Here is a 22,014-nt window from a genome sequence, read left to right as displayed (position 1 = left end):
GCGCCCCGCGAGAATCGCTGCCAGAGTCCGGCAGAGTGCCGTCGACGTCCGCACAGGGAGCCCCGCCCGCCATGAACAGGTCCAGCAAGACAGCAGCCGTGGCGGGGACCGTGGTCGCCGGAGTGCTCGCGTTCCCCGGCCCGCCTGCGGCGGCCCTGGGCGGTGAGCTGTGGGGCACCGCGACCATCGCACCCGGCCGGGAGGGCATCCTCGACATCGCCGGCTCCGCGGCAGCGGCGCCGGGCGCCACGGTGACGCTGACGGCGCCCCGGGGCACCCGCGTGACGGCCACGCCCCTCGACGCGCCCGGCTATCTCGGCCGGGTCGCCGCCGACGGCCGCAGCGGGACGTACACCGTCACGGGCGCGGCCGCGCAGTCATGGCAGGGACGTACGTTCCCCTTCGTGCTCGCGGTCCCCGCGGACGCCGTGCCCGGCACGCGGCTGCGCGACTGCGTCCTGCGGATCACCGACGCGGACGGCGTGCGGCAGGCGGCCGGCCGGTGTGCCGTGACCGTGGGCCTGGCCGGGCCGACGCTGACCCGCCCGCTGTCCGGCGTGCCGCTGGACGTCCGGCCGCAGATCGCGGGCACGGCCCACCCGGGCGCCCGGGTCACTGTCCGCGACAAGGACGACCGCGAGGCCTGCGCGACCACCGCCGCCGCCGACGGCACCTGGACCTGCACCCCGCGTCCGGCGCTGCCGGCGGGCGCCAACCGGCTCCAGGCGGTCGCCACCCTGAACGGGGTGAGCGCCGTGAGCGAGCAGATCGACATCTCGGTGGCGGACACCGGCGCCCGTCAGTAGCGCACGGCCCGGGCCACCTCGGCCCGGACCTCGCCGGACAGATCGTGGGTGCTGCGGGCGGTGGCCGTGGCGGAGTGGCCCGCCTGCACGTGGTCGACCGTGACGATGACCGTGTCGGTCAGCCGGCCCCCGGCGTCGGTGAAATCGACCTGGACGGCGAAGGAGCGTTCCGAGTCGTCGGTGTTGGTGACGGTGACCTCGGCCCGGGCCCGGCCGTCGGAGCCGACGGTGGGCCGTCCGGCCTTCACATCGTCCTTGACGTCGATTCCGCCCCGGATGTCGTCGAGGCGGCGTCCGGCCTCCGCCGTGGCCGACTCCACCGCCTCGGAGGCCTGCGAGGCGAACGACCCGACCGCCGACTCCGCCTCGCGGGCGGCGTCCCCCGGGCTGTCGCCGCCACAGCCGGTGAGCACGGCGGACAGGGCGAGCGGCACCGCCGCCCCGCCCGTCGCCCAGCGTCCGCGTCTCATGGCCTCACGTGTGGCCGAGGCCGCCGCCGCCGAAGGAGCCGCTGGATCCGGGCAGCCAGCGGCGGGGCTTTTGGTCCTTGCCCGTCCTGGTGCTCGCGTGGTGCAGCTCATGGGGCAGGAGCCGCTTGCCGTCGCGCGTCACGACCGGCATCTCGTCGGGCTCCCGCATCTCCCGCATCTCACGGACCGGCCCGCCGTCCGGGAGGTGCGGCTGCTCCTCGGGGCCGGGGTGGTGCGTGTCCGTGTCCATGACCCGCATCCCGACCCGCACCGCCCAGATCAGCGCGAGGGCGATGACGGCCCCGCCGATGAAGGCGAGGGTCACGGCGACCGCGTGATCTGACGACGCCGCCAGCGCTTCGTACGTTGCCGTAGTCATGCTCCGATTATCGCTGACGAAATGCGATAAAGCGCCCGCAATGTCCACACGCACGAGGGCAACAACTTCCGCGAGGCCTGCGACGACCTGACGGTGATACCCCGTCCCCGCATACGAGGGAGAAACCATGCGCAGACACCGCGACCAGTCGCTGTGGCTGACCAAGGGCTTCGGCGGGGGCGCGGGCGGTCACTGGGGCAGGCGGGCAGCGCCACGCGGATGCTGCGCGACTTCTGGCGTCATCCGAAGGGCCGCTACGGCCTCTGACCGCTCCCGGGCGGTGCGGGCGGGCCCCGGCTCCCGTGCCGCCCTGCGGGTACGGTGGAAGGACCGGGGGTATGCCGCACCCGGTGGCCGACGGTCCGCTGGCCACGCCCCCGTCGCAGCAGGAGCCCTGATGACGTCCGCCTCCTCGCCCCCACCGCCCCTCCCGGCACCCTCCGAGGTCCGGCTGAGGCTCGCGGTCCAGCCGCGCCTCGGCCGCACGGCCCGCCGTATCGACGGGGCGTGGTGGCCCCGGTCGTACGACCTCGCCGCGGAGCTGCCCGGGCTGCTGGCCGTGCTGCCGCGCGCCTGGGGCCGGGTCAGCAGCGTGCTGGTCCACGGGGACACCTGGCTGGCCTGCCCCGACCGGCTGGACGTCGCCGGCCGGGAGGTCCACGTGGGCCGCAGGGACGCGCCGACCACTCCGGACACGGTCTGCCTGCTCACGCCCGGCCGGGGCCGCTGGGACCTGCTGGTGGTGCCGCCCGCGACGACGGAGGCGGAGGCGGTCCGGCTCATGGAACAGGCCGTCTCTCAGGACGCCTGAGACCCTGGGGGGTGTCCTCCTAGTGCGCGAGCAGCACCAGCACCAGGGCGATCAGCGCCGGTACGGTCTGCACGAAGAGGATCTTCCGGCTGGCGGTGGCCGCGCCGTACACCCCCGCGATCGCCACGCACGCCAGGAAGAACACCGAGACCTGGATGCCCACCGGGTCGGACGCCACCGCGCCCCAGAGCAGTCCGGCGGCGAGGAAGCCGTTGTAGAGGCCCTGGTTGGCGGCCAGGGCCTTCGTCGCCTCCGCGGACTCGGCGCTGGTGCCGAAGGCGGCGCGGGCCCGCGGCGTGGTCCACAGGAACATCTCCAGCACCAGGATGTAGGCGTGGAGGGCGGCGAGAGCCAGTACCGCGAGGGTGGCGAGGATCGACATGCGCCGCATCATCGCAGGCTCGCTCCGCCGTCCCCGTTCGGGCCCGCCCGGGAGGCGGAGCGGGGCGCCGGGTGGCAGATTGCGGGCAGTGGAAGGCCGGTCCGGGCCGTCGCGTCCCCGCGTGTGCCGCTCGGGAGCCCGGCCCGGCCTTCCCGCCCGCCGGTGCCGTCGGTCGCCGCGGTCAGTACCCGATCCGGAACGTGGCGTCCGCCCGGTCCGTGGCCGTGGAGACGGGGTCGATGCGCAGGGCGTAGTCGGAGTGGCGGAGGTAGCGCGTCGGGTAGTTGTGCGAGCGGAACGACGTCCAGGCGGAGTCCGCGAGCCCGGCGACCTTGTGGAAGGTGGCGTCCTGGGCGAACGCCGACGTGCCGTCGTTGACGTCCAGCCGCAGCTCGTAGCTGTAGTGCCGCAGGTACCGGTCCGGGTAGTTGACCGACTGGAAGGACACCCCGGACGCGTCGGCGAGGCCCGGGACGAGCTTCCACTGGGCGTCGGTGTACGGGTCGAAGGGGTAGGGGTCGATCCGGCCAGCGAAACCGGCGTGGCGGACGTAGCGGTCCGGGTGGTTGTACGACTTGAGCCGGTTCCAGGCCGGGGCTCCCCAGTGCGCGAGGAGATTGTCGTACTGGGTGCCCGTGAGCGGTGCGATGCTGCCGTGCTTGGAGTTCACCGGCTGGGTGTAACGGCGCTGGTCGACCGGCGTCCAGGTGCCGGAGGCCAGGTCGGAGGTCTGCCAGGCGTAGAAGACGCCGTTGGGCGTGTAGGTGTCGCCCCAGAGGTACCAGGTGCTGGACGACAGGGACTTGACCAGGATCGGTGCCTCGGTGCCGCCGTGGGCCACCGGCGTGCTGAAGACCTGCCAGCTGCCCGGGGCGAGGGTGGCGGACCGGGCGCCGACCAGGGCCTGCTTCGAGCTGTCCTTGAAGTACATGTAGTTCGTGCCGCCGACGCCGAGGGCGAGGCTGCCGTCGATCACGTCGTAGCCCGGGTCGAAGAAGACCTGCGGCGCGGACACCGTGCGGAAGTCGGTCGTGTAGTTGACCATCAGCACGTTGTGGCCGCTCGTGTTCACCGACGAGTAGACGATCCCGTACTGGCCGCGTGAGGCGTCCCAGAAGGCCTCCGGGGCCCAGCTGTGGGTGGTCATGTCGTGCAGCTTGAGCCGGCGGTAGCCGGTGAGGGAGCGCAGGTCGGCGGAGTCCCAGACGTGGATGTACTGGCTGTTGTAGCTCCAGTCCGTGCCCTTCAGGTCGGTGGCCAGTACGGCGAACGTGCCGTCCTGCTTGCGCAGGATGAAGGGATCGCGCAGGCCGCCGGCGCCCTGGGTGGGGGTGGCGACCGGCTTGTTCTGGTTGAGCGGCGTCCACTCCAGGCCGTCGAGGCTGACGGCCAGGTGCAGGCCGTAGTCGGTGCCGAGGCCGTTCGGGGACTCGGTGAAGTAGGCCATCACGAACGCCGGGCCCGTCGCCGCTCCGGCCGGAGCGGCGCCCAGGGCCAGATCGGCGGTCAGGGCGAGCGGCACGGTGGCGGCCATGCCGAGGACTTGACGGCGGGAGGGTCTGCGAGGGGTTCTGCGGGGGGTGGGCATGGCGGCTCGGCCTTCCGTCGGGGGCTACGGAGCGCAGTGTGTTCGATATTGCGAACGCAGTTCGGCAATTCGGCCAGACCGTAGGGGTGGCGGACGCGTGGCGTCAATGCGTCGGACGCGACGAAGAACTACGTGAGAGGGGGCGCCTGGCCCGCGCGCGCTCCGTCGGCGGGCCGGCCTCTGCCGGGCGGCACGTGAAGTCCGTTGAAATCAAGGGTGGTTGTGGTCATTTCTGCCCTCGACCGGCCGATTGACGATCATCCCGTGGGTGGATGTAAGGCGCATCCGCTTCCCGTGACGATGACCCCGACCTTGTCGAACACCGAGGAAGGGGAAGGCCGTTGCGTATCGCCCGGCTTCTCGGAACCGTCCTGGGCACCACGGTGCTGACGACCACCGCCGTACTGACCGCACCCGCCCACGCCGGCCCGGCCGCGCCACCCGCCGGGCCCGCGGACCGCACGTCGCTCGACAGAGGCGCCCTGCGCGACTCGCTGGACGCCATCCACGAGGCGGGTATGTACGGCGTCTTCTCGTCCGTCAGGGACGGCGGCGAGCGGTGGGCCGGAGCCTCCGGGGTCGCCGACGTGGAGACCGGGCGCCCGGTCACCCCGGGCATGCGGCACCGCGTGGGCAGCATCAGCAAGACCTTCACCTCCGTCGCCCTGCTCCAGCAGGTGGAGCGCGGCCGGGTCCGGCTCGACGCGCCCGTCGGCGACTACCTGCCCGACCTCATACCCGGGGAGCGCGGCCGGCAGATCACCGTCCGTATGCTCCTGAACCACACCAGCCATATCGGCGACTACGTCGTGGGCGCCTTCCCCTCCCTCGCCGAGGGCTCGACCGCCAGCCTCGACGAGGAGCGCTTCCGCTCGATCCGACCCGGGGAACTGGTCCGGCTGGGTCTCGCGGCCCCCGCCACCGGACGGCCGGGCGAGCTGCCCGGTTCGTACTCCAACACCAACTACGTCATCGCCGGGCTGCTCCTGGAGAAGGTCACCGGCCAGGACGCCGAGAAGTACATCACCCGCAACGTCGTCGACCGGGCCGGGCTGCGCCACACGTCCTTCCCGCGCACCCCGTACATCAAGGGCCCGCACCCGCGGATGTACGAGTCGTTCTACGGCCTGATCGACCCGCCGCGCGACTACAGCGTCTACGACATGTCCTGGGCGTACACGGCGGGTGCGGTCGTCTCCACCACCGACGACCTGAACCGCTTCTACCGCGCCCTGCTCGGCGGAAAGCTGATCGGCAAGGCCTCCCTGGACGAGATGACGCGCACGGTTCCGGTGAGCGGCCTCGACTACGGCCTCGGCATCTACACGCTGGAACTCCCCGGCTGCGGGCGCTTCTGGGGCCACGACGGCGCGGTGTTCGGCGCCGGCATGACCGCGCTGTCCAGCCGGGACGGCAAGCGCCAGGTGGCTCTCGCGCAGAACCTGATGAAGTACCAGAGCCTCGACGGGAACGGCCGCCCGCAACCGCACGCGATCGACGAAGCCCTCTACACGTACGTCGTCCGCGCCCTCTGCCCGGCCGACTCCGGGGCCGCTGCCGGGTCCGCTCCCGGGGCGGGTGTCGCGAGCCCGGACGCCCGTGACGGGCTCAGCAAGCGGTTGCCCGGAATCGACCATTCTCAGTTGACCGGGGGCCTCAAGTTTGATCAGCTGTCCCACTAGTCGTGTTCGATTTTGATCGAGCGTTTCATGGCTCCCTGGGGGGGAGCTTGTGACAAGTTGGGGAGTTTCCTTGATGCATCACGATTCCGCCGTGCTGCGCCGCGCCAGATTCCGGCGCGGCGCGGCGGCCCTGACGTTCGTCGCGTTGACCGCCGGCACCGCCCTGACGGGCGCATCGGCCGCCACGGCCGCCGGCAGCGCGGTCCTCGCCGGGAAGACCTGCACGCCGACCGAGGGGTTCTCCGGCTGCCGGCTGTTCGATCCGACGGGCGCCCGCGAGGAGTTCAAGGTCCCGGTCGGCGTCACGGCGCTGGACGTGCGGGCCTGGGGCCAGGGCGGCGAGGGCACACCCTTCGCCAACGGCGGCGCGGGCGGCTACACCGCGGGCACGCTCAGCGTCACCCCCGGGGAGCGGCTCTCGCTCGCGGTCGGCGTCCAGGGCTTCGGTGACGCGCTCGGCGGCGCGGGCGGCGACAAGTACGGCGCGGTCGGCGGCAACAGCAGCGGCGTCCGCACCGACGACGGCAAGCCGCTCCTCATCGCCGCCGGTGGCGGCGGCGGTGGCTACGGCAGCGTCGATGCCGGGCATGGCGGCCCCGGTGGCGGCGAGCGCGGTCAGGACGACACCGAGTCCGAGCGCGGCGGCAAGGGCGCGGTCGGTGAAACCGGCGGTGCGGGCGGCGGCAACGGCTCCTCCGGCGCCGACGCGTCCGGGGGCGGCAAGGGCGGTGCGGGCGGCTCCGGTTCGGACGGCGCGGGCGGAGGCGGCGGCGCCGGCTACGCGGGCGGCGGCGGTGGCGGCGGCACGGACGAGGACCGGGGCGCGGTCGGCAGCGGCGCGGGCGGCAGCAGCTACGTCGACGCGGACCGGGTGACCGGCGCGCGGCTGCTCAGCGGCAGCCGCATCCAGGCCCCGGCCAAGACCGACCCCTTCTGGCAGGCCTCCGACGAGCCGGTGCGCGGCGGCATCGCCGAGGGCGGCGTCAACACCGACCGCTCCGGCCACGGGCGCATCGTGTTCCAGTGGAAGACCCCCGCGATCGCGGAGCTGACCCAGGTCTCCGGAACCGGACAGACCACCCAGCCGGGCGGCGGCGTGGACCCGGTGGCCGTAGTGGTCCGCGACAAGGCCGGCAACCCGGTCGAGAACGCCTCCGTCACCTTCACGGTCGAGGACCCGGACAAGCTCGGCGCCTTCTTCTTCATCAAGGACGGCCCCGACACCACCAAGCTGGCCGTGCCGACCGACGCGCGGGGCCGCGCCCAGTCCGCGCCGCTCGAGACGGGCAGCAAAGAGGGTGAGTTCACGATCCGCGCCGAGGCCGGCGGCGTCTCGACGGTCTTCACCGTGAAGGTGAAGGAGTCGGCCTACACCGTGAGCGTCGCGGGCGGTGACGACCAGCGCGCCGAACAGGGCGAGGCCTTCGAGGAGGCCCTCCGGGCCCACGTGGTCAAGTCGGGCGCCACGGCACCGGCCGGCACGGAGGTCGAGTTCCGGGTCGAGGACGACAGCGACGACGCCCCCCGCTTCGAGGACGGCAAGCAGGTCGTCCGCGTCAGGACCGACGACTCGGGCAAGGCCACGGCCCCGACCCTGACCGCCGGTGAGGGCACGGGCACGTACACGGTCGCCGCGTCGGTCGGCGACGCCATGACCCAGTTCGCGGTCGAGGTCGTCGAGGGTGACGGGGCCGGTTCGCCGTCGCCGAGCCCCACGACCGACCCGAGTCCCTCGGCCGACCCGAGCCCGTCGCCCAGCGCGAGCCCGTCCGGCACGGCCGGCACGACCGGCGGCACCGGGTCCTCGACCACGGGCGGCACGTCGACGAACCTCGACAGCGGCAGCCTCGCCTCGACCGGTGCCGGCGGCATCGGAATCCTTCTCGCGGCAGCCGCGGCCCTGGCCACGGCGGGCTTCGTGGCGTTCCGCCTCGGCCCGCGCCTGAAGCTCCGCTCGCGCGACAACGCGTGACGCGGCGGCGCAGCGCCTGACACCGGTCACGGCGCCCGACAGAGTCCCAGCGCCTGACATCACGTCACCGCGACTGCCCGTACCCGGTCACCGGGTGCGGGCAGTCGTCGTTTCGGCGGCGAGAGAAACAGGTGGTGAGAGAGGGGCCGCTTTGCGGAACCTTTGCCCGGGGGCCGGGCGTTGGTCCAGTGAGCGCGCGGCAGCGGGTTCGCGAGATGACTTCCGACGATTACCGAGGTGACTCCATGGCAGTCTGGGACCGGCTCAAGGACCAGGCCAAGGCTCTCCAGCAGAACCAGGGCGGGCGTGGCGCCACGGCTGGGCACAGCGGGGGGACGCGGTCCGGCGGCGGCAGCAAGGCCCAGTTGATCGGCGTGCTGAAGACGCAGCTCGGCTCGCTGAAGACCGAGCTGAAGAGCGGTGCGTACCGGGACGCGAGCATGGCGGTGTGCGCGCTGGTCGCGGCGGCCGACGGGCAGGTGGACCCGGCTGAGCGGCAGCAGGTCGAGTCGATGATCCTCAGCAACGACGTGCTGCAGAACTTCCCGCCGGAGCAGCTGCGCCAGCGTTTCAACAAGCATGTCGACCAGCTGACGATGAACTTCCAGCACGGCAAGGCCGAGGCCATGCAGGAGATCGCCAAGGCCGCCAAGAAGCCCACCGAGGCCAGGGCCGTGATCCAGACCGGCATGGTCATCGCCGGTGCCGACGGCCACTTCTCCCAGGCCGAGGCGTCGGTCCTGCGCGAGGCCTGCGCGGCGCTGGGGCTGTCTCCGGCCGAGTTCCAGCTCTGAGCTCCGGCTTGGAGGCCCGGCCCCGGGTCCCGGCCGTGCTCAGTGTCCCGGCGTGGTCCCCCTCGGACCGGCCTGGGGAGCGCGCAGCGCGTCCACGGCCAGGCGCGCCGCCGTGCCGATGACCGCGTCGGCGGCGGGCTGGAGGGCGGAGGTGCGGGCCGTGCGCGTGAAGACGGCGACGGCGTAGCGGCCCCCGTCGGGGTACTCGACGACTCCGACCTCGTTGCGCACGGTCGGCAGGCTGCCCGTCTTGCCCGCCACATGGACGTCGTCGAAGGGGAAGCCGGACGCCAGCCGGTGCGGCCACACCTGGAGCCCGAGGATCCGGCGGATGGCCGCGCCGTGCTCGGGCGTGCACGCCTCGTCGCGCCAGACGGCGGCGAGCAGACGCGTCATGTCGCGCGGGGTGCTGTGGTTGGTGCGGGCCGGGTCGAGCGCCCGCAGCCGGGCGACGACGTGCGGATCGGCCAGCGACCGCGCGCCGCCGGGGCCGGCGTCCTCCTTGATGGTGGCGAGGAGTTCGCCGAAGGTGTGGACGGCGTACGTGCGGGTGAGGCCGAGGCGGGCCGTGGTGCGGTTGACGGCGTCGAGACCGACGCGGGCCAGCAGCAGGTCGGCGGCGGCGTTGTCGCTGACCGACATCATCAGGTAGGCGAGGTCGCGCAGCGACAGACGGGCGCCGTCGAGCATGGCGGCGATCCCCGTCGGCCCGGCGGTGCGGCCGTCCGGCGGGCACTCGACCTGCTCGGTGAGGTCCAGGAGCCCCGCCGCGGCCTGCTCGTGGAGCGTGACGAGCAGACAGAGCTTGTGGACGCTGGCGGTGCAGACGGGCTGGTCCGCCCCGGCGTCGAGCTGCGCGCCGCTGTCGATGTCGACGGCGTGCAGCCGGCCGGTGACCCCGGCGTCGGCGAAGGCCGCGTGGATGCGGGCGAGGGCGTCGGTCACAGCCAGTACTCCGATGCCGGGCGCAGGTGCAGCGGTCGGGAAGGCAGGTCGGGGGTCGCACCGGCGGTGCTGCGCAGCGCCTGCGTGGCGGCCCCGGCGAAGGCGGACACGGCGGCGTCCCCGCGCCCCGCGGGCCAGGCCACGGAGTGCCGCAGGGCCAGCGGTGTGCCGGTGAGGGGCCGCCATACGACGCTCCCTTCCGGGTCCGCGTTCTCTTTCGCGTGCCCGTGCGTGTCCCGCGGGCTGAACGCCACCGCCTCCGTCGACAGCACCAGTCCGCGGACGAAGCTGGTGCCCTGGGCGTGGCGTACGGCGGGCGGGGTGTAGCCGTTGCGGGCGCAGGTGGTCAGGAGGTCGTCGTAGACGGCGGGGGCGCCCGCGCGGGGGAAGAGGATCAGGTCGTGGCCGGTGAGGGAGGCGAGCGGTACCTCGTCGAGCCGGGCCGCCGCCGCGCCGTGGGGCAGCAGCACGCCCAGCTCGCGCCGCAGCACCGGGCCCAGCTCCAGCCCGGAGACGTCGCAGGGGTGGTGGATGAGCCCGACGTCCAGTTCGTGCGCGGCGAACCGCTCCAGTTGCTGGGCGGTGGACAGCTCGTGCAGCTCCAGCTCCAGGCCGCTCGTGCCCGCGCCGGTGAAGCCCGCCAGCAGAGCGGCGACGGTCTCCCCGGAGAGGTCCGGCGGCAGCGCGGCACGCAGCAGGCCGGTCTCGCCGTCCCGGATGCGGCGCGCGGTGGCCATGAACGCCTCGGAGCGGGCGAGCACCTCCCGGGCCTCCGCCAGCAGCAGCGCCCCGGGCTCGGTGAGGGCCACCTGCCGACTGGTGCGTTCGAAGAGCCGGACGCCCAGGTGCCGCTCCAGGCGCTGGATGCGCTGCGAGAGCGGCGGCTGGGCCATGCCGAGACGAGCCGCGGCACGGCCGAAGTGTGACTCTTCTGCAACAGCCACGAAGCACTCCAAGTGCCGCACCAGGTCCACGAGCAGGAAGCATATTCGTTTGGTCTTGATCTGAGATCGATACAGGTCTTGGACAAGGTGCCCGGTCCGCTGCTGTTCTCGGCGCATGGATCACTACGACCACTCCAGCGTCATCACCGGGGGCCGCAGACCGCGCCGGACGGCCGTGCGGGCCGTCGCCGCGGGTGCGGTGGTGCTGGCCGTCGCCGCCGGCGGGGCGTACGCGGCCGGTCTCGGCCCGTTCGAGCGGGACACCGGGCCCGATCCCGCGGCCGCGCGACAGGCCCGCGCCTTCCTCGCCGACTGGGCCGCCGGCCGGCTGCCGAGCGCGGCCGGCCGTACGACCAGTCCCGGCACGGCACAGCGGGTGCTGGACAGCTTCACCGCCGGCCTCGACATCAGTGGACCGAAGCTCACGGCCAAGGCGGCGGCCGAGGCCGAGGACGGCACGGTCACCGTCCCGTTCACCGCCCGGATGCCCGTCGAGGGCCTGGGCACCTGGACCTACGAGTCGAAGCTGCCGCTGCGCGAGCAGAGCGACGGCAGCTGGAAGGTGGACTGGACGCTGTCCGTCGTCCACCCGCGCCTGAGCGACACCGAGAAGTTCCGCCTCGAACGCGAGGAGACCGAACCCCCCGAGGTCACCGACCGGGAGGGCACGGCCCTGACGGGTGCGGAGTTCCCCTCCCTGGGGCCGGTCATGGCCCAGCTCGGCGGGGGCGGCGAGGGCACCGGCCCGCGCGGCGCGATCCACCTCGTCGACCGGACCACCGGGACGATCGAGCGCACGGAGGCCAGGTTCGGCGCACGGACGGTCCGGGACGACGGCCCGGTCCGCACGACCCTCGACGCCGGCTGGCAGGCCGCCGCCGAGAAGGCCCTGGCCGCCCACGCCGACGGCAAGAACGCCGCGCTCGTCGCCCTGCGCATCGACGACGGCGAGATCCTGGCCGTGGCCAACTCCCCGTCCTCCGGCTTCAACCGCGCGCTGTCCGGCACCTACGCGCCCGGCTCCACCTGGAAGATCGTCACCAGCAGCGCCCTGCTGCTCAAGGACGCCGTCGCGCCGGACGACGTGGTGGACTGCCCCAAGTACCTCACGGTGGGGAAGCGGTTCCAGAACGTGGAGCTGTCCGAGCACCCGGGCGCCACCTTCCGCAAGGACTTCACCGAGTCGTGCAACACCGCGTTCATCAGCCTGCGCGACCGCCTCGACGACGGGGAGCTGGGCGAGGTGGCCCGTACGTACTTCGGGGTGGGCCAGGAATGGCACGTCGGGGCGCCCTCGTACGACGGGGCGGTGCCGGTGCCGAAGGACGAGACGGAGAAGGCCGCCTCGATGATCGGGCAGGGCCGGGTACAGGCCAACCCGCTGATCATGGCGTCCGTCACCGCGACGGCCGTCTCCGGCACCTTCCACCAGCCCTCGCTCACCGCGGGGAACGAGGACACGACCAGCACGACCCCGCTGCCGCGGGGCGTCGTCGCCCAGCTGCGCGAGATGCTGCGCGCCACCGTCACCGACGGCACCGCGCGCGTCCTGTCCGACCTGCCCGGTGAGATCGGCGCCAAGACCGGCACGGCCGAGGTCTCCGACGACCAGGACAACAACGGCTGGCTCGTCGCGCACCGCGGCGACGTCGCCGTCGCCTGCGTCGTCGAGGAGGGGGTCACCGGCGGCGGCTCCGCCGGGCCGGTCGTCCGCGCACTGCTGGCCGCCGCCCCCGCCGCATCCGAGTGAGCGGGAAATCCCAGGTCGGTGCAGGGAGCCTCCCAGTGATCCCGGTGATCGAGTGAAAGGAGCACCACGCATGCCCGTCGACGGGCCCGCCTCATCCCGCCGCGCCTTCCTGGCCGCCGCGGCGTCGGTTCCCCTGGCCGGCTGCGGCACGGCCGGCCGGGACACCGACCGCGCGGACCGGGCCGCCACGACCACCCGGCCCACCCCGGACCAGAGCCGCCGCACCCCCGCCCCACCCGTCCACCGCCCGCGCCTGGCGGACCTGGAGCGCGAGTACGGCGCCCGCGTCGGCGTCTACGCCCTCGCGACCGGCACCGGCGCCACGGCGGTCCACCGCGCCGACGAGCGCTTCGCGTTCTGCTCGGTCTTCAAGGCCCTGGCCGCGGCGGCGGTCCTGCACCACCGCTCCCTCGCCGGCCTGGACCGGCGCGTCACCTACACGCGGGCCGACCTCAGGTCCACCACGCCGATCACCGCCCAGCACGTCGCGACCGGCATGACGCTGCGCCAACTCTGCGACGCCGCCGTCCGCTACAGCGACGGCACGGCCGGCAACCTGCTCATGCGCGACCTCGGCGGCCCGGCGAAGCTCACCGCCTATCTGCGCGGACTGGGCGACACCGTCAGCCGCATGGACCACTACGAACCCGAACTGCACGACGTACGGCCCAAGGACCCCAGCGACACCACCACACCCCGCGCCGTCGCCACCGACTTCCGAAAGCTGCTCCTGGGCACGGCCCTGCCCGCCGGTGAACGCGGCCTGCTGACGGACTGGCTCTCGCACAACGCCACGGCGGTCGGCGCCCGGCGCGTCCGGGCCGGGCTCCCCAAGGGCTGGCGGGTGGCCGACAAGACGGGCACGGGCAACTACGGCAGGGCCAACGACATCGCGATCGTCCGTCCGCCCCGCACCGCACCGCTCGTCCTGGCCGTCATGACCGACCGGCCCGGCTACGACGCCGAGCCCTCGGACGCCCTGATCGCCGAAGCCACCGCACGGACCGTCACCGCCCTGGGACTCTGGAGGGCCCTGGCGCCCCCGGGCCCCCGGTGGCCTATAACGGGGCCATGATCTACCACTCCGTACCGCTCACCGACTGGCAGGCCGCTCCCGACGGGCCGTACGCACCCGCCTCCCTCGCCGAGGAGGGCTTCGTGCACTGCTCACCGGACGAGCCGACCACGCTCGCCGTCGTCAACGCCTTCTACCGGGACGTGCCCCGGCCCCTGCTGGTGCTCGCCCTCGACGAGACCCGCCTCACCGCGCGGGTGGAGTGGGAGGCGGCGGCCCCCGCCCCGCCGCCCGGGGTCGGCGAGGGCACCCTGTTCCCGCACGTGTACGGCCCCCTCGACCGGGACGCCGTCGACCACGTCCTCCAGGTGCGGTGGGACGAGCGGGGCCGGGCCGTGGGACTCGGGAACACGAACGGGTGAGCGGTACGGCAGGATGACCCGGTGAGCGAACAGGAAAACCCCGCAACCGGCAGGGCCCCCGCCCTGCGCCCGGTCCGCGGCGCGGCCCACTGGGCCGTCGCCGCGCTCGGCCTCGCGGCGCTGGCCTGGGCGGTCCGGGCGGTCTGGCACGTCCGGCTCGCCATGACCGGGCAGCCGGCCTCCGGCCCGCCGGACCAGGGTGGCGGCGTGCACCGCCCGCTGACCGCCCTGGAGGACTCGTACCACCTGGTCAGCTCCGTGGGCGGCGCCGTGACGGTGGTCGGCGCGCTCGTGTTCCTGTCCTGGCTGGACCGCGTCCGCGACAACGCCCGTGCCCTCTCGGGCGCGGAACCGCGGTACACGGATCTCTGGCTCTTCCTGGGCTGGATCGTCCCCGTCGTGAACCTGTGGATACCCCGGGGCATCATCGCGGACGCCCACCGGTCCGTCTTCCCCGACCGGCGGCTGCCGGCCGTCGTGAACTGGTGGTGGGGACTGTGGCTGGCCGGTCTGGTCGGCGGGGTGGGCCTCGTCTACGCCGACTCCACGGACGAGGTCATCGCCCGCGCCTACACCGACGCCCTGCCCCTGCTCGCCGCCGACGCGGTGATCGTGGCGGCGGCCGGGACCGCCGCCCTCATGATCCGCACGCTCACCACGGCACAGCAGCAGCGCATGGACGAGGTGGCCCGTCCCGGCGCCTGACCCTGCGCTCGGCTGCCCCCCAACGCCCCCCTACGCCCCCTGACGCCCCCGAGGACGGTACACCGAGGCCACGAACGAGGCGGTCACCCGCGCCGGCGCCGCCAAGTCCGCCACCCTGCGGCGCAGTTCCGCGTCATCGACGTGATGCGCGGCCGGGCTCATGGCCACCAGTCCGGCGACGTCCTCGGCGGCGAGGCTCATGGTGTAGTCCAGCGACTCGGCCCGCTCGTGCCTAAAGCGGTCCGCCAACGTCCGGCGCAGGCGCTCCTCCTTCCTGGGGTCGACCGCCAGCAGCCCCACGGAGCCGCGCAGTTCGTGCAGATGCCGGCCGCTGGGCGTGACGACGAGCAGGGCGCCGTCGGGCCGCAGGACGCGGTGGAACTCCGGCCCGTTGCGGGGCGCGCGAAGACGTTGAGCACGAGGTGCGCGGAGCCGGACCGGACGGGCCACGGCTGCCAGACGTCCCAGCCGGCGGCCTCACCCCGGGCGTGGGCCCGGGCCGCGGCGCGCAGGGCGTGCGCGGAGCTGTCCAGCCCGAGCCCCATGGCCCCGGGCAGCGCGTCCAGGACCGACGCGAGGTAGTGACCGGTGCCCGCCCCGGCGTCCAGTACGACGGCGTCGGGCGGGGCGAGTTCGGTGGCGAGCCTCGCGAGGGCACGGGCGAGCGGGTCGTAGTGCCCGGCCCGGAGGAACGAGGCGCGGCACCTGACCATGGCGGCGGAGTCGGCGCTCGCGGCCCGCCGGTGGCCGGTCAGCAGACTGACGTAGCCGTGGCGGGCGATGTCGAAGGTGTGCCGGCCCGCGCACCGCAGCGCACCGTCGGCACGCTCCAGGCCCGACGGGCACAGGGGGCAGGTCAGGACGGTCAGCAGGCGGTCGGACGGGCGGCGTCGGCCGGGTCCCGGATGAGTGGTCGGCATGAATGCTCCTCGACGGCTCAGCGGGACGGAGCGCGGCGCTGAGCCGGATGCAGGCGGTGAACGGCGAGTCGTCGGCGCCCGCGGACGGCGGGCACGCCGAGGACGGCGACGTGATCGCGTCACGTCGCCGTCCTCACCGCGGTGTCAGAGGAAGCAGTGCGGAATGCCGGTGCATGCCATACGGCCAGGCTACCGACTGCCGCCGAACGTCACGACGAGCCGCCCGTCCGAGGCGAAGGACCAGCGCAGGGCACCGGTGTAGGAGGAGCAGCGGGAGCCGTTCGAGCCGGACCAGAACTGGTTCGAGCTGTCGGAGTCGCCGATGATCCGGTCGTTCGACCCGCTGTCGCACGAGGTGTTGTTCCGGAACACCGACCTGCTGCCCGAGTCGAAGTTGAAGTTGCGCTGCTCGTTGCCGATGCTCAGGTTGTCCGAGATCTGCATCGCGCCGGTGTTGCTGTTGTAGGTGAAGCCGTGTTTGCCGTTCTGGTAGGCGATGCTGCGCCGGACGACGTGGTTGACGCCGATGTCGTCGCCGCCGAGCTTGTAGCCGTTGCGGTCGCCGTTGCCGGCCTGGGAGCCGTCGCTGAGGGTGCCGTTGTCGTAGGCGAGGGAGTCCTCGATGGTCACCGCGCCGATGGGGCCGGTGTCCGTCTTGGTGTAGAGGTCGTAGCCGTCGTCGATGTTGTTGTGGGCCACGGTGTAGCGGAAGACGTTGCCGGGCCCGACGGTGAGCTTCGGGGCGAAGCCGTCGGCGTCCTCGCCGTCGGAGTCGACGTTGTCGTGCGATTCCGCGCTCAGGATCAGGTTGTCGGACGGCCACTGGTCCTTGGGTGTGCTGGAGAGCGCCCGCGAGAGCTGGAGCCCCGAGTCGCGGTTGAAGCGGGTCACCGTGCGCTCGATGACGTTGTTGCTGCCGCTGAGGAAGATGCCGTTGTCACCGGCCCGTTCGACGACGATGCCCTTGACGTGCCAGTACGAGGCGTTGACGGCGAGGCCGCGGTTGGCAGGGTCCTCGCTCTGGGCGGAGAAGTTCAGCACGGGGGTCTCGCCCGGGTAGGCGAACAGTTCCGTGCGGTCGCCGGACGTGCCGTTCCGGCCCGCCGGGATGGTGACGGTCTGGGAGTAGCGGTACGTCCCGCCGCGCAGGTAGATCGTGCCGCCGGCGGAGATGCGGCTGATCGCCGAGGTGAGGGTCGTCGGGTTCGACTCCGTACCGGTCGCGCTGTCCGTGCCGCTGGGCGACACGTACAGGACCGGGCCCGTGGGCTGCGGTTCGCCGCCGCCCGTCTCGGCGTCGACGTAGTCGATGTTGGGCAGCCCGGCGGAGGTGGTCGGGGTGAGCCGGACGGTGTTGCTGCCCGACCGCAGCGGCACGGTGAGCGTCTTGGTCGCCCAGGTGTTCCAGGCGCCGGTGCCCTCGAAGGACGCCGTGGTGGCCGTCGTGCCGTTGACCACGATGTTCGCGGCGCGTGCGGAGGTCGTGCCGTTGGCGAAGCGGACCTTCAGGGTCGCCGTCCCGGCGGCGGACGCGGTCACGGTGAACTGGGCGTAGCCGCCGGTGCCGTTGTCGCCGTTGCAGAACCCGCTGCCGGAGTATCCGGCCCAGTTCGAGTCGATGGTGCCGGCGCAGACCGCCGGCGAGGTCTCGGCCTCGTAGCGGGTGGTCGCCGCCTGTGCCGTGTTCCCGGACAGCGCGACGAGGCTGCCGGCCAGGAGGCCGACGGACGCGATCACTGGTCTCAGGTGCATCGTTCGTCTCCAGACGTTGGATCGGACGCATGGGACTGGCTGGAGCAAGCGCTTTCTGGGAACGTAGGAGCGTTGCTGTGGACGCGTCAATAGACGAGTGCATGATTCTCATTCATACTCGTGAACGATCAGTTGCCCGTCTCCTTAACTTCGACGGCTACCGTGCGCCCGGTGAACGAACTGTCGGCTGTGTACCTGCCGGAGCTGACCGCCGGGCGGCTGCTGGGCTCCTGGCGGCTGGACGTCCCCGCGCTGCTGCTCGTCGTCGTCCTGGGCGGGCTCTACGGCTGGGGTGTCGCGCGCGTCCGCGGCGGGGGCGGCTGCTGGCCGCTCGCGCGCCTCGCCGCGTTCGTCGTGCTGGGGCTGGGCGCGATCGTCGTGGCCACGATGTCCGGGCTGGCCGTCTACGACCATGAACTGTTCTGGCCCGCCGCCGTGCAGAACGTCGCCCTCGATCTGCTCGCGCCGCTGGGTCTCGCCCTCGGCGACCCGCTGCGGCTCGCGGTCGAGGCGCTGCCGGAGGGCGGTGCGGGCCGGGTACGGCGGGTCATGACCGGCCGGCTGGTCAGGACGCTGACGTTCCCCCTCGCTAGCACGGTCCTGGTGCTGGCCACGGAACTGACCGTCTACTTCACCCCGTACTTCGCCACCGCGCTGCGCGTCGGCTGGCTGCACGAGCTGATGTACTTGCACCTGCTGGCGGCCGGCTGCCTGTTCGTACTGCCGGTGCTCACCCGCGAACAGACCCTGCCCGCCTGGTGCACCCACCCCGTCCGAGCGGCCCTGGTCTTCCTGGACGGCATCGTCGACGCCGTCCCCGGGCTGGTCGTCATGACGCACGGCACCCTGATCGCGGGCGCCTGGTACCTGCACCACGCGCCGCCCTGGTCGCCCGACGTCCACCACGACCAGCAGATCGGCGGCGGCGCCATGCTCGGCATCGCCGAACTGACCGCCCTGCCCTTCCTGCTGGCCGTCCTCGCCCAGTGGGCCCGCGCGGAGCGCGCCCAGTCGGCGGCGCTGGATCGCCGCCTGGACGTCGAACTCGCCCCGGCTGCCCCGGCGTCCGAGGGCGGTCCGGCTCCCGAACTGGTGCGGCCCTGGTGGGAGACCGAGCAGAGCGAGGTGGCGGCGCGGGTGCGACGGCAGGGGCCCGACGCCGGGCAGCCTGAGACGACCTGACCAGCGGCCGTCGGCACACCCGGCCCGCCGGGCTGCTCGTGCTCGACGCCCTCGACGAGGGCTACCGGCTTCCGGTGGCCGACCGCTGATCCGTGTCCGGGCGGGTGGCCGACGGGACCGGCCGGGCCGGGGTCGGAGCCGCCGACGGGGTGCGGGGCGCGGTCGTCGGGCGGGCGGCGTCGCCCGGGGTGTCCGTGCCGGGGCGGGTCGTGGCCGGGGCCGGGACCTCGGACGGAGAGGCCGATGAAGGCGAGGGCGAAGGCGTCGACGAAGGCGCCGGGGGTGAGGGAGCCGGTGCCGTGCTCGCGGGGGGCGGGGCCATCGGGACCGTCGGGGGGCGGGAGGGCTCCGGGGCCGTGGAGCGCAGGGGGAGGGCGATGAGGGCCGCCGCCGCGCAGCACAGGCCGGCCCCGGCCGCGGCGCGCAGCACGCGCCGGCGGGTCGCCTTGCGGCGGATCGCCTCGTACTGGCCGGGGGGCGCGCCCAGGTAGTCGGGGGAGGAGGGCCGCAGGATCACGGTGAGCGGGTCGTCGGGGCCGGACTCCCGGTCGTCCGGATCGTCGTCAAGGCGTGTGGTCAAGGCTTCTCCTCAGGTGGACGCGGAGCAGTTCCCGGGCCGCGTGCAGGTCGGCCTTGACGGTTCCTTCCTTGCGCCCGGTCAGCACGGACACCTCCCGGATCGGCATGTCAGCGTAGTAGTGGAGGAGGATCGGGACGCGGAGTCGTTCCGGGAGCGACTGCACGAGCAGGCGCACCGACGGATCGGCCTGCTCGGGGTGGGCCCGTACGGCGGCTTCCGAGGTGACGCGGTGCATGGCCCGGCGCTCGCGCTCCAGTTTGCGCCAGTGGTCCCGGACGAGGTTGGCCGCGGTGACGTAGAGGAAACCGCGGGGTTCCGCCACGGACGTCCAGCGGGCCCAGAGCCGGGTGAACGCCTCCGAGGCGATCTCGTGCGCCGTCTCGTCGTCGTCGACGAGCCGGCGGCACCAGCCGGCCAGGCGCGGGTAGAGGGCGGCGAACAGCTCGGACGCGGCCTTCTCGCGGGACCGTTTCAACGCTCTCCAGGGGTGGGGGACTCGGCGCCGCTCAGCGCGGCGAACACGATCACGATGTCCGCGTATCCGTCGCCGGTACGCGCCCCGCCGCACGTGATCAGCCGCAGCTCCGGGCGGTCCACGTTCCCGTAGACGTCCTTCACCGGGAAGCGGGTTCTGGGGACGGTCCGTACGGCCGTGACGGCGAACTCCGCCGCGGTGCCGTTCTCCAGGCGCGCCACGATCCGGTCGCCGCGGTGCAACTCGGCGAGGTGACGGAAGACGCCGTCGCCGTACCTGCCGACCGTGACATGCCCGAGGATCACCGATGGGCCGGTCCGGCCCGGTGTCGGCGAGTGCCGGTACCAGCCCGCCCGGTCGTCGGCGGTCACCGGCGGCACCCGCACCGTGCCGTCCGGGGCCAGGCCGAGCCCGATCACCGGGGTGTCGACACCGATGGCCGGGACCAGCAGCCGGACCGGGACCGAACGGGCCAGGGGGCGCGACGCCTCGGCCGGGACCGTCCGGGACGGAGGCCGCGGCCGTGGCGCGGTGGCCCCGGGGTCCGGCGTCGTCCGCTTCGCCCCGTGGCCACCGCAGGCGGTGAGCAGGGACGCCAGCGCCGCCGTGGTGAACGCGCGCCTGGAGAACGTGGTCATGCCCGGGTCGCCCGGCGACGCCGTACGACGAGGAGCGTCCCGCCGCCCACGGTGAGCACCGCGGCGGCCCCCGCGCCGACCGCCGTACCGCCGACGCCGGAGTCGGAGGCCGAGGACGCCTCCGTGACGCCGGTGTCGGGTGCGCCGCTCGGTACGACGGAGACCTGGTCGCCGGCCGGTGCCCGGGTCGGTTCGGCGCTCGGGGCCGGTCGGGTGGTGGCCGGGGCGCGGGTCGGTTCGGCAGGGGCGGCCGTCGGTTCGGCGCTCTCCGCCGGCCGGGGGGTGGGCGCGGCGGCCGTCGGGACCGGGCTCGGGGTCGTCACCCCGACCGCGAACGCGGGCCCGGTGCCCAGGAGCACGGCGGTGCCCGCGAGGGCGAGGGCGGTGAGGACGGTTCGGCGCATGGGAACGCTCTCCTTCGTCGGTCCCGCCCGGTGAACGGCGGGGTGCGTGACGGGTCGAGCGGAGAGACGAGGCGGCAAAGGGGCGGGTTGTAAAGAGATGGCAAAGTCCGGTGGGTCACCGCCCGGCATCTCGTGCTGTGGATGCAGGCACACCCACGGAACCCGTGAAGGGACGGCCCGTTGACCTCCTCACCCGTCTTCCCCACCGTTCCCGCGACCGCCGACGTCGTGATCATCGGCGGTGGTGTGATGGGCACCGGCATCGCCTTCCACCTGGCCGAGGCCGGGGTGCGGAACATCGTCGTCGTGGAACGCGGTGACCTGGGCTGCGGCAGCTCGGGCAAACCGATCGGCGGCGTACGGGCGCACTTCGCCGACCCGCTCAACATCGAACTGGGCAGCCGGAGTCTGCGCGCCTTCCGCGACTTCCCGGACCGGCCCGGTGCCGACATCCGGCTCGACACCGTCGGCTATCTCTTCCTGCTCGACACGGAGCGGCAGGCCACGGAGTTCGAGGCCGGTGTGCGGATACAGAACTCCCTCGGCGTGCCCAGCCGCATGATCACCCCCGAGGAGGCCCGCGGCCTGTGTCCCTACGTCAGCACCGACGGACTGGTGGCCGCCGCCCACTCGCCCACCGACGGCCACGCCCGGCCCGGACTGGTCGTGCAGGGCTACGCGCGGGCGGCGGCCCGGGCCGGAACCGTCCTCGCGACGCACACCACCGTCACCGGCCTCGACACCGCCGGCGACCGGATCACGGCCGTCCACACCGACCGCGGGCGGATCGACTGCGCCACGGTGATCTGCGCCGCCGGCGCCTGGTCGGCGCGGATCGGCGAGATGGCCGGCGTCCCGCTGCCCGTGCGGCCGGTGCGGCGCCAACTGGCCTTCACCGTCCCGCTCACGCCCCCCGCCCCGCGCATCCCCTTCACCATCGACTTCACGTCCTCGGCCTACTTCCACAACAGCGACGACGGCCTCCTGTTCGGCCTGGCCGACCCCGCCCAGCCGGACGGCTTCGACACCACCTGGACCCCGGAGTGGCTGGAGCTGTTCCGCGAGGTCGTACGCCGTCGCGCACCCGCCCTCGCCGACCTGGGGACGGCGGGCGGCTGGGCCGGGCTCTACGAGGTCACCCCCGACCACAACGCGCTCATCGGCCGGTCCGGAGAGGTCGTGAACTTCCTCTACGCTACCGGGTTCTCCGGTCACGGCTTCCTCCAGGCCCCGGCGGTGGGGGAGATCGTCCGCGACCTGTACCTGGAGCGCACGCCCTGCGTCGACGTCGGCCCGCTCGCCGCGGACCGCTTCCGGGGTGGGGCACGGATGCGGCCGGAGTCGCATGTCGTCTGAGCCCCGGCGCCAATCGGCTGCGCCAGGGAGTGCGGGCCGCTG

Annotated in this window: 22 protein-coding genes and 1 pseudogene; 11 read left to right on the top strand and 12 right to left on the bottom strand. The window is 73.5% G+C overall.

The window, feature by feature from the left end; translation table 11 throughout:
- Nucleotides 1–71 precede the first annotated feature (71 nt).
- The gene (locus tag GTY47_RS17070; RefSeq protein WP_029180660.1) at nucleotides 72–806 is read left to right on the top strand and encodes an Ig-like domain-containing protein; all 735 of its coding nucleotides are present in this window, start codon (nucleotides 72–74) and stop codon (nucleotides 804–806) included.
- Here GTY47_RS17070 and GTY47_RS17065 read toward each other — a convergent pair.
- Nucleotides 800–1,276, bottom strand: a complete 477-nt coding sequence (locus GTY47_RS17065; protein ID WP_050810131.1) for a hypothetical protein — start codon at nucleotides 1,274–1,276, stop codon at nucleotides 800–802. The genes GTY47_RS17070 and GTY47_RS17065 overlap by 7 nt on opposite strands.
- Before the next feature lie 4 nt (nucleotides 1,277–1,280).
- Nucleotides 1,281–1,655 (bottom strand): DUF6479 family protein, encoded by a 375-nt coding sequence (locus tag GTY47_RS17060; RefSeq protein ID WP_029180659.1) that lies wholly within the window; start codon nucleotides 1,653–1,655, stop codon nucleotides 1,281–1,283.
- A 397-nt stretch (nucleotides 1,656–2,052) separates the two neighbouring features.
- Here GTY47_RS17060 and GTY47_RS17055 point away from each other — a divergent pair, with 397 nt between their 5' ends.
- Nucleotides 2,053–2,466 carry a DUF5994 family protein gene (locus GTY47_RS17055; RefSeq protein WP_010032413.1) on the top strand — a complete coding sequence of 138 codons (414 nt, stop codon included), beginning with the start codon at nucleotides 2,053–2,055 and terminating at the stop codon, nucleotides 2,464–2,466.
- A gap of 19 nt (nucleotides 2,467–2,485) precedes the next feature.
- On the opposite strand, the gene GTY47_RS17050 is transcribed toward GTY47_RS17055, so the two are convergent.
- Both GTY47_RS17050 and GTY47_RS17045 read right to left on the bottom strand, forming a co-directional pair.
- Nucleotides 2,486–2,848, bottom strand: a complete 363-nt coding sequence (locus tag GTY47_RS17050; RefSeq protein WP_029180658.1) for a DUF1304 domain-containing protein — start codon at nucleotides 2,846–2,848, stop codon at nucleotides 2,486–2,488.
- 181 nt (nucleotides 2,849–3,029) lie between these two features.
- Nucleotides 3,030–4,436: a glycoside hydrolase family 43 protein gene (locus tag GTY47_RS17045; RefSeq protein WP_029180657.1), complete on the bottom strand. Its 1,407-nt coding sequence runs from the start codon at nucleotides 4,434–4,436 to the stop codon at nucleotides 3,030–3,032.
- Nucleotides 4,437–4,777: 341 nt separating this feature from the next.
- Between GTY47_RS17045 and GTY47_RS17040 the strand changes: the two genes are divergently transcribed.
- The 3 genes from GTY47_RS17040 to GTY47_RS17030 all read left to right on the top strand — a co-directional run bounded on the left by GTY47_RS17040 (nucleotide 4,778) and on the right by GTY47_RS17030 (nucleotide 8,884).
- A complete protein-coding gene (locus GTY47_RS17040; protein WP_010032408.1) occupies nucleotides 4,778–6,118 on the top strand; it encodes a serine hydrolase domain-containing protein in 1,341 nt (446 codons plus the stop codon).
- Between the two features lie 73 nt (nucleotides 6,119–6,191).
- Nucleotides 6,192–8,090: a glycine-rich protein gene (locus GTY47_RS40270; protein WP_010032406.1), complete on the top strand. Its 1,899-nt coding sequence runs from the start codon at nucleotides 6,192–6,194 to the stop codon at nucleotides 8,088–8,090.
- Between the two features lie 245 nt (nucleotides 8,091–8,335).
- The gene (locus GTY47_RS17030) at nucleotides 8,336–8,884 is read left to right on the top strand and encodes a TerB family tellurite resistance protein (protein WP_010032404.1); all 549 of its coding nucleotides are present in this window, start codon (nucleotides 8,336–8,338) and stop codon (nucleotides 8,882–8,884) included.
- Nucleotides 8,885–8,923: 39 nt separating this feature from the next.
- On the opposite strand, the gene GTY47_RS17025 is transcribed toward GTY47_RS17030, so the two are convergent.
- Together GTY47_RS17025 and GTY47_RS17020 are read right to left on the bottom strand one after the other, a co-directional pair.
- Entirely contained in the window at nucleotides 8,924–9,829 is a 906-nt protein-coding gene (locus GTY47_RS17025; RefSeq protein ID WP_010032403.1) for a serine hydrolase, read from the bottom strand.
- Complete coding sequence (locus GTY47_RS17020) at nucleotides 9,826–10,803, bottom strand: LysR family transcriptional regulator (protein ID WP_086012448.1); 978 nt, start codon at nucleotides 10,801–10,803, stop codon at nucleotides 9,826–9,828. The genes GTY47_RS17025 and GTY47_RS17020 overlap by 4 nt, the downstream gene beginning before the upstream one ends.
- A gap of 85 nt (nucleotides 10,804–10,888) precedes the next feature.
- On the opposite strand from GTY47_RS17020, the gene GTY47_RS17015 reads away from it, so the two are divergent.
- From GTY47_RS17015 to GTY47_RS17000, 4 genes are all read left to right on the top strand, one after another.
- Entirely contained in the window at nucleotides 10,889–12,523 is a 1,635-nt protein-coding gene (locus GTY47_RS17015; protein WP_010032401.1) for a penicillin-binding transpeptidase domain-containing protein, read from the top strand.
- 70 nt (nucleotides 12,524–12,593) lie between these two features.
- Nucleotides 12,594–13,598, top strand: coding sequence for a class A beta-lactamase (gene bla, locus GTY47_RS17010; RefSeq protein WP_010032400.1), 1,005 nt, complete (start codon nucleotides 12,594–12,596; stop codon nucleotides 13,596–13,598).
- Nucleotides 13,595–13,960 carry a DUF952 domain-containing protein gene (locus GTY47_RS17005; protein WP_010032398.1) on the top strand — a complete coding sequence of 122 codons (366 nt, stop codon included), beginning with the start codon at nucleotides 13,595–13,597 and terminating at the stop codon, nucleotides 13,958–13,960. The genes bla and GTY47_RS17005 overlap by 4 nt, the downstream gene beginning before the upstream one ends.
- 21 nt (nucleotides 13,961–13,981) lie before the next feature.
- Nucleotides 13,982–14,665 carry a DUF4328 domain-containing protein gene (locus GTY47_RS17000; protein WP_010032396.1) on the top strand — a complete coding sequence of 228 codons (684 nt, stop codon included), beginning with the start codon at nucleotides 13,982–13,984 and terminating at the stop codon, nucleotides 14,663–14,665.
- Between the two features lie 30 nt (nucleotides 14,666–14,695).
- Here the strand turns inward: GTY47_RS17000 and GTY47_RS16995 are convergent.
- A pseudogene (locus tag GTY47_RS16995) lies at nucleotides 14,696–15,585 on the bottom strand (putative RNA methyltransferase).
- Nucleotides 15,586–15,774: 189 nt separating this feature from the next.
- The gene (locus tag GTY47_RS16990; protein ID WP_029180653.1) at nucleotides 15,775–17,337 is read right to left on the bottom strand and encodes a carbohydrate-binding protein; all 1,563 of its coding nucleotides are present in this window, start codon (nucleotides 17,335–17,337) and stop codon (nucleotides 15,775–15,777) included.
- A 180-nt stretch (nucleotides 17,338–17,517) separates the two neighbouring features.
- Between GTY47_RS16990 and GTY47_RS16985 the strand changes: the two genes are divergently transcribed.
- Entirely contained in the window at nucleotides 17,518–18,519 is a 1,002-nt protein-coding gene (locus tag GTY47_RS16985; RefSeq protein ID WP_173937392.1) for a cytochrome c oxidase assembly protein, read from the top strand.
- Nucleotides 18,520–18,580: 61 nt separating this feature from the next.
- Here the strand turns inward: GTY47_RS16985 and GTY47_RS16980 are convergent, their stop codons facing one another.
- Genes GTY47_RS16980 through GTY47_RS16965 form a run of 4 tightly spaced genes read right to left on the bottom strand, consistent with a single transcriptional unit; the run spans nucleotide 18,581 to nucleotide 20,616 of the window.
- Nucleotides 18,581–19,099, bottom strand: a complete 519-nt coding sequence (locus GTY47_RS16980; protein ID WP_078602699.1) for a hypothetical protein — start codon at nucleotides 19,097–19,099, stop codon at nucleotides 18,581–18,583.
- A complete protein-coding gene (locus tag GTY47_RS16975) occupies nucleotides 19,083–19,574 on the bottom strand; it encodes an RNA polymerase sigma factor (RefSeq protein ID WP_010032387.1) in 492 nt (163 codons plus the stop codon). Before GTY47_RS16975 ends, GTY47_RS16980 begins: the two co-directional genes overlap by 17 nt.
- Complete coding sequence (locus tag GTY47_RS16970; protein ID WP_010032386.1) at nucleotides 19,571–20,212, bottom strand: class F sortase; 642 nt, start codon at nucleotides 20,210–20,212, stop codon at nucleotides 19,571–19,573. The genes GTY47_RS16975 and GTY47_RS16970 overlap by 4 nt, the downstream gene beginning before the upstream one ends.
- A complete protein-coding gene (locus GTY47_RS16965; RefSeq protein ID WP_010032385.1) occupies nucleotides 20,209–20,616 on the bottom strand; it encodes a hypothetical protein in 408 nt (135 codons plus the stop codon). Before GTY47_RS16965 ends, GTY47_RS16970 begins: the two co-directional genes overlap by 4 nt.
- A gap of 180 nt (nucleotides 20,617–20,796) precedes the next feature.
- Between GTY47_RS16965 and GTY47_RS16960 the strand changes: the two genes are divergently transcribed.
- Nucleotides 20,797–21,972 carry an FAD-binding oxidoreductase gene (locus GTY47_RS16960; protein ID WP_010032383.1) on the top strand — a complete coding sequence of 392 codons (1,176 nt, stop codon included), beginning with the start codon at nucleotides 20,797–20,799 and terminating at the stop codon, nucleotides 21,970–21,972.
- Nucleotides 21,973–22,014: the final 42 nt, after the last annotated feature.

Source organism: Streptomyces sp. SID5464 (assembly GCF_009862985.1).
Taxonomy (GTDB): Bacteria; Actinomycetota; Actinomycetes; order Streptomycetales; family Streptomycetaceae; genus Streptomyces; species Streptomyces chartreusis_D.
Note: the sequence above shows the minus strand (reverse complement) of the source record. Positions and strands in the feature narration are given on the sequence as shown.

What these genes read in the sequence shown, in the direction of transcription:
- GTY47_RS17060 (WP_029180659.1), bottom strand. Translation starts at nt 1,655, where the DNA reads ATGACTACGGCAACGTACGAAGCGCTGGCGGCGTCGTCAGATCACGCG.
- GTY47_RS17070 (WP_029180660.1), top strand. Translation starts at nt 72, where the DNA reads ATGAACAGGTCCAGCAAGACAGCAGCCGTGGCGGGGACCGTGGTCGCC.
- GTY47_RS17055 (WP_010032413.1), top strand. Translation starts at nt 2,053, where the DNA reads ATGACGTCCGCCTCCTCGCCCCCACCGCCCCTCCCGGCACCCTCCGAG.
- GTY47_RS40270 (WP_010032406.1), top strand. Translation starts at nt 6,192, where the DNA reads ATGCATCACGATTCCGCCGTGCTGCGCCGCGCCAGATTCCGGCGCGGC.
- GTY47_RS16965 (WP_010032385.1), bottom strand. Translation starts at nt 20,616, where the DNA reads ATGCGCCGAACCGTCCTCACCGCCCTCGCCCTCGCGGGCACCGCCGTG.
- GTY47_RS16970 (WP_010032386.1), bottom strand. Translation starts at nt 20,212, where the DNA reads ATGACCACGTTCTCCAGGCGCGCGTTCACCACGGCGGCGCTGGCGTCC.
- GTY47_RS17005 (WP_010032398.1), top strand. Translation starts at nt 13,595, where the DNA reads ATGATCTACCACTCCGTACCGCTCACCGACTGGCAGGCCGCTCCCGAC.
- GTY47_RS17015 (WP_010032401.1), top strand. Translation starts at nt 10,889, where the DNA reads ATGGATCACTACGACCACTCCAGCGTCATCACCGGGGGCCGCAGACCG.
- GTY47_RS17050 (WP_029180658.1), bottom strand. Translation starts at nt 2,848, where the DNA reads ATGTCGATCCTCGCCACCCTCGCGGTACTGGCTCTCGCCGCCCTCCAC.
- GTY47_RS16990 (WP_029180653.1), bottom strand. Translation starts at nt 17,337, where the DNA reads ATGCACCTGAGACCAGTGATCGCGTCCGTCGGCCTCCTGGCCGGCAGC.
- GTY47_RS17045 (WP_029180657.1), bottom strand. Translation starts at nt 4,436, where the DNA reads ATGCCCACCCCCCGCAGAACCCCTCGCAGACCCTCCCGCCGTCAAGTC.
- bla (WP_010032400.1), top strand. Translation starts at nt 12,594, where the DNA reads ATGCCCGTCGACGGGCCCGCCTCATCCCGCCGCGCCTTCCTGGCCGCC.
- GTY47_RS17030 (WP_010032404.1), top strand. Translation starts at nt 8,336, where the DNA reads ATGGCAGTCTGGGACCGGCTCAAGGACCAGGCCAAGGCTCTCCAGCAG.
- GTY47_RS17065 (WP_050810131.1), bottom strand. Translation starts at nt 1,276, where the DNA reads ATGAGACGCGGACGCTGGGCGACGGGCGGGGCGGCGGTGCCGCTCGCC.